At 54.4% G+C, this 14,319-nt stretch carries 11 protein-coding genes; 2 read left to right on the forward strand and 9 right to left on the reverse strand.

Features of this window, described 5'->3' with window-relative positions:
- Positions 1–85: 85 nt before the first annotated feature.
- Positions 86–1,348: a 4-aminobutyrate--2-oxoglutarate transaminase gene (gene gabT, locus ACPUC8_RS06845; protein ID WP_039332896.1), complete on the reverse strand. Its 1,263-nt coding sequence runs from the start codon at positions 1,346–1,348 to the stop codon at positions 86–88.
- A gap of 109 nt (positions 1,349–1,457) precedes the next feature.
- Here gabT and pdxR point away from each other — a divergent pair, with 109 nt between their 5' ends.
- Positions 1,458–2,963 (forward strand): MocR-like pyridoxine biosynthesis transcription factor PdxR, encoded by a 1,506-nt coding sequence (gene pdxR / locus ACPUC8_RS06850; protein ID WP_494925872.1) that lies wholly within the window; start codon positions 1,458–1,460, stop codon positions 2,961–2,963.
- A gap of 35 nt (positions 2,964–2,998) precedes the next feature.
- Here the strand turns inward: pdxR and ACPUC8_RS06855 are convergent, their stop codons facing one another.
- Positions 2,999–3,856 (reverse strand): aldo/keto reductase family oxidoreductase, encoded by an 858-nt coding sequence (locus ACPUC8_RS06855; RefSeq protein WP_494925873.1) that lies wholly within the window; start codon positions 3,854–3,856, stop codon positions 2,999–3,001.
- Positions 3,857–3,953: 97 nt separating this feature from the next.
- On the opposite strand from ACPUC8_RS06855, the gene ACPUC8_RS06860 reads away from it, so the two are divergent.
- Positions 3,954–4,880, forward strand: coding sequence for a LysR substrate-binding domain-containing protein (locus ACPUC8_RS06860; protein WP_494925874.1), 927 nt, complete (start codon positions 3,954–3,956; stop codon positions 4,878–4,880).
- Positions 4,881–5,042: 162 nt separating this feature from the next.
- On the opposite strand, the gene ACPUC8_RS06865 is transcribed toward ACPUC8_RS06860, so the two are convergent.
- The 7 genes from ACPUC8_RS06865 to ACPUC8_RS06895 form a co-directional block, all read right to left on the reverse strand.
- Entirely contained in the window at positions 5,043–5,561 is a 519-nt protein-coding gene (locus tag ACPUC8_RS06865; protein ID WP_331436520.1) for a DUF2778 domain-containing protein, read from the reverse strand.
- A gap of 271 nt (positions 5,562–5,832) precedes the next feature.
- Positions 5,833–6,447, reverse strand: coding sequence for an ANTAR domain-containing response regulator (locus ACPUC8_RS06870; protein ID WP_494925875.1), 615 nt, complete (start codon positions 6,445–6,447; stop codon positions 5,833–5,835).
- Positions 6,447–7,604: a transporter substrate-binding domain-containing protein gene (locus tag ACPUC8_RS06875; protein WP_494925876.1), complete on the reverse strand. Its 1,158-nt coding sequence runs from the start codon at positions 7,602–7,604 to the stop codon at positions 6,447–6,449. The genes ACPUC8_RS06870 and ACPUC8_RS06875 overlap by 1 nt, the downstream gene beginning before the upstream one ends.
- A 68-nt stretch (positions 7,605–7,672) precedes the next feature.
- Positions 7,673–9,379 carry a nitrilase-related carbon-nitrogen hydrolase gene (locus tag ACPUC8_RS06880; RefSeq protein ID WP_494925877.1) on the reverse strand — a complete coding sequence of 569 codons (1,707 nt, stop codon included), beginning with the start codon at positions 9,377–9,379 and terminating at the stop codon, positions 7,673–7,675.
- Entirely contained in the window at positions 9,379–10,872 is a 1,494-nt protein-coding gene (locus ACPUC8_RS06885; RefSeq protein WP_494925878.1) for a purine-cytosine permease family protein, read from the reverse strand. Before ACPUC8_RS06885 ends, ACPUC8_RS06880 begins: the two co-directional genes overlap by 1 nt.
- 479 nt (positions 10,873–11,351) lie before the next feature.
- Complete coding sequence (locus ACPUC8_RS06890) at positions 11,352–12,818, reverse strand: pyridoxal phosphate-dependent decarboxylase family protein (RefSeq protein WP_494925879.1); 1,467 nt, start codon at positions 12,816–12,818, stop codon at positions 11,352–11,354.
- 12 nt (positions 12,819–12,830) lie between these two features.
- Positions 12,831–14,213, reverse strand: coding sequence for a diaminobutyrate--2-oxoglutarate transaminase (locus ACPUC8_RS06895; RefSeq protein ID WP_034829839.1), 1,383 nt, complete (start codon positions 14,211–14,213; stop codon positions 12,831–12,833).
- Positions 14,214–14,319 lie beyond the last annotated feature (106 nt).

Below are 14,319 nucleotides of genomic sequence, written 5' to 3' on the forward strand. Positions count from 1 at the left end.
CTTTCGGGCTGTTTATCGCACAGCCTGGCTGCAGCAGGTGAGAAGCCCAGCCTGCAGCATGCAGGCTGGGAAAACGGAGGAAAAGCTATGAATCCTGATGCTGGCTTAGCACGCCGCTGAGAATGTCCAGCGCCTGGTTAAACTGTGCATCCGGGATAGTCAGCGGATAGAGGAAGCGAATCACGTTGCCTTGCGGGCCGCAGGTCAACAGCAGTAAACCGCGTGCCATTGCCTGTTGCTGGATGGCTTGTGCGGTTTGCGCCTCAGCAAACTCCACGGCCACCATTGAACCTAGTGCACGAATGTCCGTAATAGCGGAGCAGCGAGAGCGGACCTGCTGGAGGAAATCATTCAACTGCGCGCCCAATTGTGCAGAACGCTCACACAACTGCTCTTCCGCGATCACATCCAGCACCGCATGCGCTGCGGCAATGGCTAACGGGTTACCCGCGTAAGTGCCACCCAGTCCACCTGGACCTGGTGCATCCATGATCTCAGCGCGGCCACTCACCGCTGACAGCGGCATGCCGCCTGCCAGGCTTTTCGCCATGGTGATCAGGTCGGGTTTAACGGTGTAGTGATCCATCGCAAACAGCTTACCGGTACGACCAAAGCCGGTCTGCACTTCGTCGGCAATCAGCAGAATGCCGTGATCATCAGCCAGCTGGCGCAGGCGCTCCATAAAGGCAGGGGGCGCGATATGGAAACCGCCTTCACCCTGAACGGGTTCCAGCACAATCGCTGCGACATCCTGCGGAGCGATATCCTGGGTGAAGATATCGTGCAGGCTGGCCAGTGCATCATCCACGCTGATGCCGGTGACGCTGTTGGGATAGCGCGCATGCCAGACCGATGCAGGCATCGGGCCAAAGTCACGCTTATAGGGAGCCACTTTGCCGGTCATCGCCATCGTCATAAAGGTGCGGCCGTGGAAGGCGTTGCCGAAGGTGATGATGCCGTGACGGCGAGTGGCGGCGCGGGCGACTTTCACCGCATTTTCTACCGCTTCTGCACCGGTAGAGAAGAAGGCGGTTTTGGCTTTACCTGCAATGGGCACCACGCTGTTGATGCGTTCTGCCAGCGCAACGTAGCTTTCATAAGGCGTCACCTGGAACGCCGTATGGGTGAATTTTTCTAACTGTTCAGCAATCGCTTTTACGATGCGAGGATGACGATGACCGGTATTCAGCACCGCGATGCCGCCCGCGAAATCAATCCAGCTGTTACCCTCAACGTCACGCAACGTGGCGTTTTCTGCCTGCTCAACATACCACTGACACAGGTTGCCGGTACCGCGTGGCAGGGCATCATCTTTGCGTTGTTGCAGCTGGCTGTTTTTACCTTTCATAACCTTTCCTTAGCGATAAGCGTCTTTACAAATCACGACAAACACGCTTATTTATCCCTGCGCTAAGGTTTGTTGCCAGAGCCACTTTTAGAGAAAAGGATAGAGCCAATTGCGAAGTTTATACGCCGATCATGTATTGGAACGTTTGCAATTTTTGCCGGAGGGAACGCTGCAACAGCGTCTGCTTGTGTGCATGCAAGCGGCGATTGCTGAAGGGATTTTTCCGCGATCCAGTCGATTACCCGCGACACGTGATTTGGCGCGAGAATTATCGGTGTCGCGCAATACGGTACTCACTGTTTATGAAAATTTAATGTCACAGGGTTATGTGACCGCGCGCACCGGCAGTGGTACCTGGATCGCCGAAACCTTACCCGAAGGCTGCCTGAATAGCCCACGCAGTGTGGAGTTGAATTTGCCCTCGACAGCGAAAACGGCAGCGATTTCTAAGCGCGGCGCATCGTTACTCGGCCATGCCAATGCTTCCCCTTATCAGTGGGGCGCTTTCGTGCCAGGCGCGCCTGACGTTACCCAGTTTCCGCATAAACTGTTCAGTCAGATTCAGGCGCGACTGAACCGGGAACCGGACGTTGACCGCTTGATTTATAGCAGTCATGGCGGTTGTCCGCAGCTTCGTCAGGCGCTGGCGGAATACCTGAGTGTGGCGCGTTCCGTGCACGCGGATGCCGATCAGATCATCATCACTGAAGGTGTGCATCAGGCGGTGGATCTGGTGACGCGAGTATTGTGCGATCCCGGCGATCCGGTATGGATTGAGGAACCCGGCTATTGGGGAACGCGCAATCTGATGCGCATTAACGGATTGAAGATCCAGGCCAAACCCGTTGACGATCAGGGCATTATTCCCGAATTACCCCCTCGCGTTCGCGCACCGAAAATGATTTTCGTGACACCGTCACATCAATATCCACTCGGCGTCCACCTTAGCCTTGAACGTCGCAAACAACTGCTGGACTTAGCCCGCAAACATAAAACCTGGCTGGTGGAGGATGACTATGACAGTGAGTTTCGCTTTGCCGGTCAGCCTTATCCCTCCCTGCAAGGATTTGAACCGGATGCGCCAGTGATTTATATGGGCACTTTCAGTAAAACCCTCTATCCGGCGCTGCGCTTGGGTTATCTGGTGGTGCCGAAAGCGCTGGCGCAACCTTTGCGCGTGGCGGCGGCAGAACTCTACCGGGGTGGGCATCTGCTGGTGCAACGCGCCCTGGCAGAGTTCATCCAGAAAGGGCACTACATGGCGCATATTCGTCGGATGCGCAAACTCTACAGTCAGCGACGTCGGTTTTTAACCAGCCTGATCGAACGCTATCTTGGTGCGGATTTTATGCCGCGCGTGAACCATGAGGCGGGGCTGCATCTGGTAATTAACCTTCCGGCGGGATGTGATGATGTGGCTGTCGCCGCCTTGGCGCTGCGCCGCGGTGTTAAAGTGCGGCCGCTCTCGCAATACTATATGCATCCTCAGGAACGGCGTGGGCTGCTGTTAGGTTATGCCTGCGTGGATGAACGGCAGTGTCAGGATGCATTTGGGGTGCTGAAGGCGTGCCTGGTGGAGAGCGGGATTGTTGGGCGTACCGGCGGTTCGAGCTAGAGTTCAGGGGCGGCCCGAGGGCCGCGGCAGAAAATTTACGCAATGCTGTTTAAACGCTGCACCACCTCGGGTGACAGCACTAACTCACCGCTCGCCAGATTTTGTTTGAGGTGCTCCGGTGATGAAGTACCGGGGATCAACAGAATGTTGGGTGAGCGCTGTAACAGCCAGGCCAGCGCCACTTGTAAGGTTGTGGCATGCAGCGCTTGTGCAACCTCGGTCAGCTGCTCGGATTGCAGCGGTGAGAAGCCGCCCAACGGGAAGAAGGGCACGTAAGCAATCCCCTGGGCAGCGAGTAGATCAACCAGCGCCTCATCCTGACGATTAGCCAGATTGTAAAGGTTTTGCACGCAGGCGATTGGCGTCATTTTCTGCGCATCCGCGACCTGTTTTGCCGTGACGTTGCTCAGCCCGATGTGTTTAACCAACCCGCGCTCTTTCAGTTTGATCATTGCTTCCACCTGCGGTTCCAGGGAACCCTCTGCCGGTGCGTGCACATCCAGCATGGAACGCAGGTTGACCACTTCCATCACCTCCAGACCGAGGTTGCGCAGATTATCTTCCACTGCCTGAGTCAGATCTTCCGGGGAAAACGCCGGTAACCAGCCGCCTTTGCTGTCACGACGCGCACCCACTTTGGTGACGATCACCAAATCATCGTGATAAGGATGCAGCGCTTGTTTGATCAGTTGATTGGTGACATGCGGGCCATAGAAGTCACTGGTATCAATATGATTAACGCCTGCTGCAACCGCATCACGCAGTACCTGCAACGCGCGTTGTTCATCTGCCGGCGGGCCAAACACCCCCGGCCCAGCCAGTTGCATCGCGCCGTAGCCCAGGCGTTTGACCTGACGATCGCCCAAGGTATAAGTGTTTACGTTGTGAGACATGGAAACCTCCTTCGTCGATGTGTGATCAGATTGTAATCGCCGATGCGCTGTGCAACTATCCGGATAATTCAGGACACAGTGTACGGATTGGCGAACAATGGCGTTAGATATTGCACTGCTGCACGCCGTGGTGGCGGTGGCCAAAGCGGGTGGCTTCCGAGAAGCGGCGCGTATGACGGGCAGCAATCCCTCCCGTTTAAGTGATGCGGTAAGACGCGCGGAGGAGCAGTTGGGCGTACGTTTGTTCAACCGCACCACGCGCACCGTGGCGCTCACCGAAGCGGGCAGAGCATTGATGTCACGCTTAATGCCCGCCATGAACGAAGTGGATGCGGCACTGGACGCATTGAATAATTTTCGCAACACGCCGGGCGGAACCTTGCGGCTCAATGTGCCCGTTAGTGCAGCGAGATTGGTCTTGCCCACCATCGTGCCCGGCTTTCTGGCGCGTTACCCCGATATCCAGCTGGAAGTGGTGGCTGAAAGTAACGTACAGGATATCTTCCGTGAGGGTTGTGATGCGGGTATCCGTTATGACGACCACCTTGAGCAGGATATGGTGGCACTGCCGATTGGTCCGCGCCTGCAACGCTTTGCCGCCGCCGCGGCTCCTGCTTATCTGACCGCAAACGGTACGCCGCAGCATCCGCGCGATTTGATGCAACATCGGTGCTTATATGGGCGCTATGCCACGGGCGTGATAGCCGACTGGGAGTTTGAAAACGGCGATGAAGTGGTGCGTTTGCATCCGAAGGGCCCTTTAATTTGCAGTATCGGTGCCGCTATGGATCTCACGGTGTCTGCTGCCGTGGCGGGGGCGGGCGTGGTCTACTTGTTTGAAGACTGGATTAAACCAGCGCTAAATGATGGCAGCTTACAGCCGATTTTAACCGACTGGTGGCAGAGTTTTTCTGGCTTATGGCTCTATTACAACGATCGTCGATTGATCCCGGCACCGTTGCAGGCTTTTCTCGATTATGTGCGGGAAATTAACGCGCGCGGCGTAATATCTGCAATACCGTAACGGCTATCACGCAAGAAATGGCTGTCTTAATTATCAGGACGGTGAAATCGAATTTATCCATCGCCGCTTCACCATCACCAGAGACACTAACCAGATGGCCGATGAGACTGTCTGGAATAAGTACTACACCAGCGACCAGGATAATAAAAAAAATAGCTATTTTCATTTCAATTCACACTTTGAGTAGTCTGGAACACCGCGCACGTCAATTCTCCCGTATGCTAACAACCCATTTCCTCCGGGAACGCGTACTTTTGGGCGACTGAGTAATGTTCGTCTGAGGCTGTGAAATTCATTGGCACGGTAAAGCGTTATACAACCCCAGGAAACACCTGTGCCGTCGGTATTGAGAGGATGTAAACGAAAACTACCACGGCGATTGCCATTGACGTAAACAAAATCGTTCATCGTCTGACTGTTATAGAGTGCAAACCATTCCGAATGATGATTTCGGTATAAATGTGCCATATCAATGGCTTCCGCGCGGATTCGGTTAAACCAACTTCCCTCAGGGCGATCAACTATCCAGTAAGTGCCTGGCGGAATCGCGGCTTTCTCTTTATCAGAGCAGTTTGGGTTATTGATGTAACGTTCAATGCCTGATAATACATCGAAGGTTCCTATGCCATAACATTCTAGTGGTAATGTTTTACCATCCCGAGACAGTTTTTTGTAATCCATGGTGCAGACCTGCATCAGTAAAAACTCCTGTCAAAATTTCTCGCTACTTTCAGCACGGCATGATGATGTTCATATCAGAGATGATACTAGCTATTTTATACAGTGAATTAGAACTGATATATGACAAAAGAGGATTTAAGCTAATGATCAATTATTTATCAGAATCATCCTGGCAAACTTGCCTGCCTCATCCATAAAAACAGATGGCATTGCATATTTGGGCATTATGCCTTCTTCAGCGTAGTCCGGGCAGATAGCATTTTTGCGCCCCTCAGTACTTCTCCGTCGCGAGCGCCTTGAGCACATTTAACCAAGGCGTTTTGTTGTCGAGCAACTGGCAGCTGAGATGTTCGATGGTCATATGCTGGTCCATCGCCGCGCGGCGCAGCAGATTGTAGGCCTCGTCTTCGCCAAGCTGCAGCTCGTTCATCACCAAAATCTGCGCGGAGAACAGGTGTTTTCGTGCGCGCAGACGCTCTTCCTGACGCTTTAATTGCGTTTCCAACTGGCTGATACGCGCGGCACTGTCCAGCGCCAGTGTAAAGGCGGTCATCACGCCGTCAAAGCGCACTGGTTTGCGCATATAGCTGTCGATGCGCTGCTCGGTGATCCACTGCAGGCGTGAGGGGGTTTCCATGGCCGTCAGCGCTATTTTGGGCAAGGCGGGCCAGGGCAGTTTGTGGGTGGGGTGAAACAACGCCGGATTATCGCCATCGAAAACCAATAGCTGCTGTCCGACAAGTTGTGCCTCGCTGGGAAAGAGTGAGTAGAACTCACCAACAATCCCCATGCGGGTAAACTGCTGCGCCAGATGCTGATTATCACGTTCTGAGCAACCGATGACGCCCACCTTGAGGCCGCGCATTTGCACGTTTTTTCGACTCATTAGCTGTCACCTCGCTGGCCCAGATTATCCAGGTCAACCCAAGTCAGCCAAGGATCGGGTTTGATCGCCTCTGGTGCTTGCCAAAAACTCTCCAGCTTGCCGTTATGACAGCGCGCCAGGCGCGGCGTCAACCAGCTGTGGTTGTTATCAGCATCAATGCGAATCGATCCGGCAGGGGAATCCATCTCATCCTGTAGTACGGCGCAGCGTACCGCTTCCACCTCAGCATTGCCCTGACGGTGAATAGCGCGTGCCAGCAGATGCCCCGCCAGCCAGGCACTTTGACTGTCCACCGAGGGTGACACGGACTCGCCAAAACGCTGGCGATAGCAGCGCAGAAATTCGCGATTAGCCGGTGTATTTATGGACTGGAACCAACTCGCCGAGACCAGATAGCCCTCCAGCGCCTCTGCGCCAATCATTGCCACTTCGGGTTCGCATAATGTCAGGCTAAGTTTCAGTACCTCGTTCATCCAGGGTTGTTGCAGACTGGCTTGATGCCAGGCACGATAAAAGCTGTAGGCGCTTTTGCCCACCATGGTGTTAAGCAGTACTTTGGGTCGGCGGGTGATGATATCGGCAATCAGCTCATCAACGTTCTCTTCGCCCAGCGGTAACAGTTTGCTCTCCAGCACGTTCCCGCCAGCAGGGATCACCACTTCGCGTGTGATACGATCCATTTCCCACGACCAGACGTAATTCGAACCCACGTGATACATCTCCACGTCCTGCTGCTGCAACAGCCAGCGCAGCAGGGGCAACATGTGCTGATTCGGCGCTGCGCCGAGATAAATCACACTGTTGCTGCTTTCAAATCCTTCATAGCGCGCAGAATGCCATAGCAGGGCATTCGCGCCCTCCACCAACGGCAGAATGGTTTTACGCGCCGCAGAGGTGTAACAGCCGATCAGATGGCGCACGCCGTGGCGATACAACAGGTCATGACAGTCCTGGTAATATTTATCCAGCGAGCCGCCGGGATCGCGCACGATGGGCGCGAGGGTGAAGTCATAAAGCGGATTAGCGTTAATCTCCTCAATAGCCAACAAAATACCGTTAAGCATTTCGCGGCCAATCACCGCGTAATCGCCGGAAACGGAATAGAGGATGCCAACGGGAATGACATGTTCTTGTGCTGACGCGGAGGTTGCCGTCATGGTTGCTCCAGATCTTCCAGGTAACGATGGGCGGCCAAAAAGCCGCCCTTGTGTTGACTCAAACGGCGCTACAAAACTAACGCTTTTACCAGCGCGGTGTAATAGTGGGGTTGACGCATTAACACCAGATCTTTACGTCTTACCACATGATTAGGATAAGCGGTATCGGGTGAGCCGGTGGTGATATCCAGCACCGCTAAACCCTGAGCGCCAAATGCCTTGATCTCTGTACGAGGGAAAGCAAAGGTATCCGGGCCAAACACGCCGCTGAGACCGAAACTCTCTCCCTTTGCAGGAGGCCAGTTGGCAAAGGCCAGCCACACGTTATTCTCTCCCGCACGAACGCGCGGCAACAGCCAGTGATAAGGATCGGCTCCACGTGGGATCGGCCAGGCATGGGGAATCGCCGTGCCCGCGTGTGCCATTGGCGTTGGCGTGTTGATTTGTGCGGGACAGGCGATGATATCGCAGCCTTCCAGCGCCAGGATGCGTGCAGCTTCAGGTACCAGCAAATCTTCCCCAATAAGAATACCGACACGGCCACAGGGGAGATCGCAGGTCACCCACTGATTACCCGCACTGGCCCATTGCTGGTCTGCTTCACTCAGATGGATCTGACGATAATGCGCGCTTACGCCTGCACTACTCACCAATAGCGCGCTGTTATAAAAGTGATGATCGTCCCGTTCGACCAGGCCCGCCAGCAAGGCGATATCTAACTCGATGGCGAGTTTAATCAGCTGCTGAACGGGCGCATCGTTCAGGGTCAGCGCATTGCTCTGGCCTGCACCGCCGCTCAACGCGCGCTCCGGTAGCACCAGCAATTCCGCTCCACGAGATTTTGCCTGTTCTGCCCAGTGACGAATCAATTGCAGATTCGCTGTAGCGTCATTTTCGGGTCTGAACTGCGCGACAGCCACCCGGGAATCTTTGGCTGCAGGTAACGGATCGCGCCCGTACAGGCCGAAGAAATCCTGAGGATTCCACATAAAGGTTTGTGTCATCAGCCGTTGATACAGCTCCGGACGACGCTTTTGTAGTGTCTTATTCACGCTGGGCACATGAAGTTCTGCGCAGAGTATCTGATCGCCACTGTCACCACTCGCCAGTAAGCCGCCATCACTGTCCACAATGCAGCTGCCGCCGCTAAATTGCACGCCACGCTCCCAACCCCAACGGTTGCTCTCGATCAGCGCACAGCCATTCTCCCAGCCGCGCGTCAGCCAGTAAGGGGCGGGAGTGCGTTCGGCCAACCAGTTACTGATATGGCAGATAATGTGTGCACCACCCAGCGCCGCGAGGCGAGCGGTTTCGATAAAGTGGATATCCATGCAAATCAACAAAGCAATATTGCCGATTTCGGTGTTAAACACCTGATGGCCCACATCACCATTGGCGGCCCATTTCGGTTCGGAAATGTAGGGGTGTGTCTTACGATGCACCCCAATTAATCCTTGTGGGCCAACCAGCACTGCGCTGTTGTAGTAAATATTTGTGACGGTGTCACGTTCTGGCATGCCAAATACCAGATAGCAGTGATATTCGCGGGCAATGGCCGCAAAGGCCTGGCTGGTGGGGCCATCTGCGGTTTCCACAAAGGGAGCGACTTCGTCACGGTCTTGCCAGCAATAGCCGGTGGTGGCCATTTCAGGCATCACGATCAAACGTGCGCCGTCACGAGCTGCGTCCGTGGCTAATTGGAGCAGACGCGCCACGTTTTCAACTTTGCGAAATTGAGTCGGTTCAAATTGAATCGTTGCGACTTTAACACTCATTATTTAGCCTCCTTGCTCAGTACGGGGGTCAATACCGGCTTGGGCCCTTGATAGGCATCGGACGGTTTCCATGCGGTGGGCATATCTTCTGGGAAGGTTTTGAAGTAGTAACGACCGCGTGTCGCGACGCTAATGGCGACGTGCAGTACCGGGCCAACCAGCATGGCGATAAAGGAGGCATAAACCATTGGATACATGCCAAGCACGCCGGCAGCGCCGATGGCCACCGCAACGCAGAGCGCAATCACGCCGCTCGGGTTCCACATGCGCAGATACTCTTTGCGGAACTCGACAAAGTCTGACGGTGCCAGATGCAGCATCTTACGGCAGACATAGTAATCCGCGAGGATAATGAATATCCACGTGTTGGTGAGAATACCGGTAATCGACAAGAAGGTGCCGGTGTACTGGAGAATATTACAGACGTAGAACACCACGCCGAGCAACCAGACCAGCAACATCCACCATTGACGGCCAGGACGATAGTTCAACGCCATATCCATGGTGTTCGACAGGGCAATGGAGCCAGAGTAAAGGTTGAGCACGTTGATACGAATCTGGGTGATCACCGCGAACAGTACGCCGGTTAATCCAATGATCAGTGGGAATACAAATCCGGGATCCAGCGCCAGTGACCAGACATCTTGCCCCTGAATATGCGGCATTAGCGTATAGGCCATAAACGCACCAAACAGCATCACCACCACAATCGGAATCAACATGCCCAACATAATGGTTGCCGTGCCTTTGTGGCTGATCCCCGGACGGGCGAAGCGGCCATAATCGGTTGCCATCAAGCCCTGGAACACGATCTGTCCATTGGCCATATTCATGACTAACCAGATCGCATTGCTGTCAATTTCACCTTTAGGCTGCCAGCCGCTAAAGCCCACTGAAGGGTAGTGATGCGTAAGCTGCCAGATACAGAAGCCGAACAGCAGGATGAAAATCGGCACCCCCCAGGTTTGCAGGAATTGCATCGAGGACATGCCTTTCCACACAAACCAGATCGCGGCCAGCCCCATCAAGGCAAAAATTGCAATACCGGTTATTGAGTTGACCGGCACGCCTGCATAGTTGGCGATGGCATGGGAAACTATGGTGCCTTCAAACAGGAAGTAAAAAATAAAGTTAACGGCGTAGATCAGAGAGGTGAATGCCGAGCCCATGTAACCAAAGCCGAGTCCACGCGTCATCAGATTCAGTGACAATCCCTCTTTGCTCGCCATTTTCATGATGCAGGAGCCAATCAGGGTGGCGAACACCACCATGTAGCCAATAGGCAGCAGCAGGAGCGGCCAGCCGACCTGATAGCTGATATCCGCGCCGAGGCTAAACCAGAACATGGCGGTTGAGTTGCCCAGCAGCACTAAAATGATCGCCGGAATCGGCCAGCGATAGTGTGACGGCACTCGGCCGACGGCGTAATCTTCCACCGCTTCCGCTTCGGTGATGTCTTGTGGTCCCTGAAACCACGTTTTTAACTTGCTCATAGCGTTACTCCAAAAAAAAAGCCCCGCCGACAGCATTGCCGGTGGGGCTTCTTCGCCTGAAATCGATGTATTGGAGTGGCACTCAGCCACAAACCGCTTTCCAGACTACGGCGCCTGTTCCTGACCAGCAGGATGCGGTAAACAGAGTGAAGCAATTGGCGTGCCAGAGTTGAGAACAGAGAAGGGATGGTTGTTGCAGTGCAGGGCGCGATTGGTCGCCATGAAGGGCATAATGCTCGTCAGTTAAGCGCCTTTCGGTCACCATAAATGGCGATCCTACAATGCATTGGCGCGTTTTACGTAGGGTGCGCATTTATGCGCACAGGCATCGTGAACGGGCTCGTAGGATAGGAATTTAAACGCTCTGGCACCAAAATGGTGCGATCCGCACTGTGATTGCACGCATGCAAAGTCTTATTTGATGCAATAAAAAAGCCGATAACTGTTGCCAGTTATCGGCTTTATCGCGTTAAGCGAGATTACGCGTTCAGTAACTGATTCGCGGTTTTCTCAACCAGCGCCAGCAGGACTTTGATATCTTCCAGCGTTACCGTTGGGTTCAGCAGCGTCAACTTCAGGCAGGTTACGCCCTGGTTTTCGGTTACGCCGACGTTAGCGCGACCAGAATCCAGTAGCGCATCACCGATGCGTTGGTTGAACAGGGCAATCTGCGCGATATCGGTCAGTTGCTCTGGACGGTAGCGGAACAGCACGCTAGCCAGCTGCGGCTGCATAACCAGCTCAAGGCGTGGTTCTGCAGCGACAAATTTAGCCACTTCCTGCGCCAGGGTCACACCGTGATCGATGATCGCCGCGTACTGTTTCTGACCCAATGCTTCGAGACCCATCCACAGTTTCAGCGCATCGAAACGACGCGTGGTCTGCAGAGATTTCGATACCAGGTTAGGTACGCCGGCTTCTTCGTCGAATTCGGAATTCAGATAAGCCGCCTGATAACGCATCAGCTCATAGTGACGCTCGTCTTTCAGCAGGAATGCACCACAGCTGATGGTCTGGAAGTACTGTTTGTGGAAGTCCAGGGTGACTGAATCCACCAACTCCAGGCCGTCCAGGTAATCACGATACTTCTCAGAAAGCAGCAGTGCGCCGCCCCATGCCGCGTCTACGTGTACCCAGATATTGCGCTCGGCAGCAATACCCGCGATTTCACGCAGTGGGTCGATGGCACCCGCATCCGTGGTACCCGCGGTGGCGACGATAGCCAGAATCTGCTCACCGTTCGCTTCCGCCTGCGCCAGCTTGGCTTTCAGGTCAGCTAAATCCATACGGGCGAATTCATCAGATTTCACCTGTACAACGGACTGATAGCCGTGGCCGAGCAGGGCCATGTTCTTCTGCACGGAGAAGTGTGCGTTCTCGGAACACAGCACTTTAATCTTACGCAGATCGCCTGTAATGCCATTCTGCTGAACAGAGTGGCCCTGACGCGCATAGAAGGCATCACGCGCCAGCATCAGACCCATCAGGTTACTCTGGGTGCCACCACTGGTGAACACACCAGCATCACCGGCTGGATAACCCACCTGCGCACGCAACCATTCGATCAGTTTGACCTCAATGATGGTGGCAGAAGGGCTCTGATCCCAGGAGTCCATACTCTGGTTGGTGGCGTTGATCAGCACTTCTGCCGCCTGGCTAACGACCAGGCTAGGGCAGTGCAGGTGCGCCACACATTGTGGATGGTGCACTGACAGGCTGTCTTTCAGGAAATACTCAATCGCGCGTTCAATCGCGGCCTGGTTACCCAGGCCGTTTGGATTGAAGTCGAGCGTGATACGCTCGCGCAGTTCGGCAACCGTTTTGCCTTGATACATCTCAGGCTGTTGCAGCCACTGCACAACCGCGGCGCTGCTTTGGGCAATCGCCTGCTGGTACGCCTCAATGCTCTGTGCAGAGGCGGCCAGAATCGGGTTTACTTCAGACATGTACTCTTCCAATCAAACAGGTTTGACGCCAGCGCCAATCAGCGCCTGCTCAAATTTATCCAGGAAAATCGCCAGCTCTTCGTTGGTGATCAGCAGTGACGGCAGCAGACGCAGTACCGCACCGTGACGACCGCCACGCTCCAGAATCAGACCTGCTTCGAAACATTTCTTCTGCAGCAAAGCAGAAAGTTCGCCATCTGCTGGCAGGCTGCCCATATGATCAGCTGCTTCGTTTGGTTTCACGATCTCGATACCGATCATCATACCCAAGCCGCGGATATGGCCAATTACCGGGAAGCGTTTCTGCATTTCAGCCAACTGCGCCTTCAGCCATTCGCCTTGCTCAGCCACTTTACCGGCGATGTTCTGCTCGGTCAGGACTTTCAGCGTTGCCAGACCGGTAGCCATCGCCAGCTGGTTGCCGCGGAAGGTACCGGTGTGGTGGCCAGGTGACCAGGCATCGAACTGCTTTTTGATACCCAGAACAGCCAGTGGCAGACCGCCGCCCACAGCTTTTGACATCACGATGATGTCTGGCTCAATGCCAGCGTGTTCGAAGGCGAAGAATTTACCGGTGCGGGCAAAGCCAGCCTGAACTTCGTCCAGGATCAGCAGAATGCCATGTTCCTGAGTCACTTTACGGATGCGCTGCAGCCACTCGACCGGAGCCGGGTTCACGCCGCCTTCACCCTGAACCGCTTCCAGGATAACAGCAGCAGGCTTGCGTACGCCGCTTTCAACGTCGTTGATCAGGTTTTCGAAGTAGTAGGTCAGCGCTTTAACGCCAGCTTCACCACCAAGGCCCAGCGGGCAACGATACAGATGCGGGTAAGGCATGAACTGCACTTCTGGCATCATGCCGTTAACTGCTTCTTTCGGCGAGAGGTTGCCGGTGACAGCCAATGCACCATGAGTCATACCATGGTAACCGCCAGAGAAGCTGATCACGCCGCTACGGCCGGTGACTTTTTTCGCCAGCTTCAGCGCGGCTTCAACCGCATCCGCACCGGAAGGACCGGTGAACTGCAGGCAATACTCTTTACCCTGACCAGGCAGCAGCGAGAGCAGTGACTCAGAGAATTGATCTTTCAGAGGTGTCGTCAGATCAAGAGTATGTAACGGCAAGCCGCTGGTAATGACATTTTGGATGCTCTGCAGAACATCAGGATGGTTGTGACCAAGTGCCAGCGTCCCTGCGCCAGCCAGACAGTCAAGATATTGTTTATTCTCAACATCTGTGATCCACACGCCATTGGCTTTAGCGATCGCTAAAGGCAACTTGCGCGGGTAACTCCTGACGTTAGATTCAAACTCAGCCTGACGGGCCAAGAAAGCGTCGTTGTTTCCGTTGAATGCGTTGGCACCAAAATTATCAATACGGACTTTATCCGTCATCATATCTCTCCTTCAACCGGGGCTCACACAGGCTGGCCGGTCGACTAGTTGAACAAAAAAGTATCAGTGGTTGAAAAAACGCGGCCAATATAGAGCCTTTTGACGT

The organism is Pantoea sp. CFCC18177 (assembly GCF_059412425.1).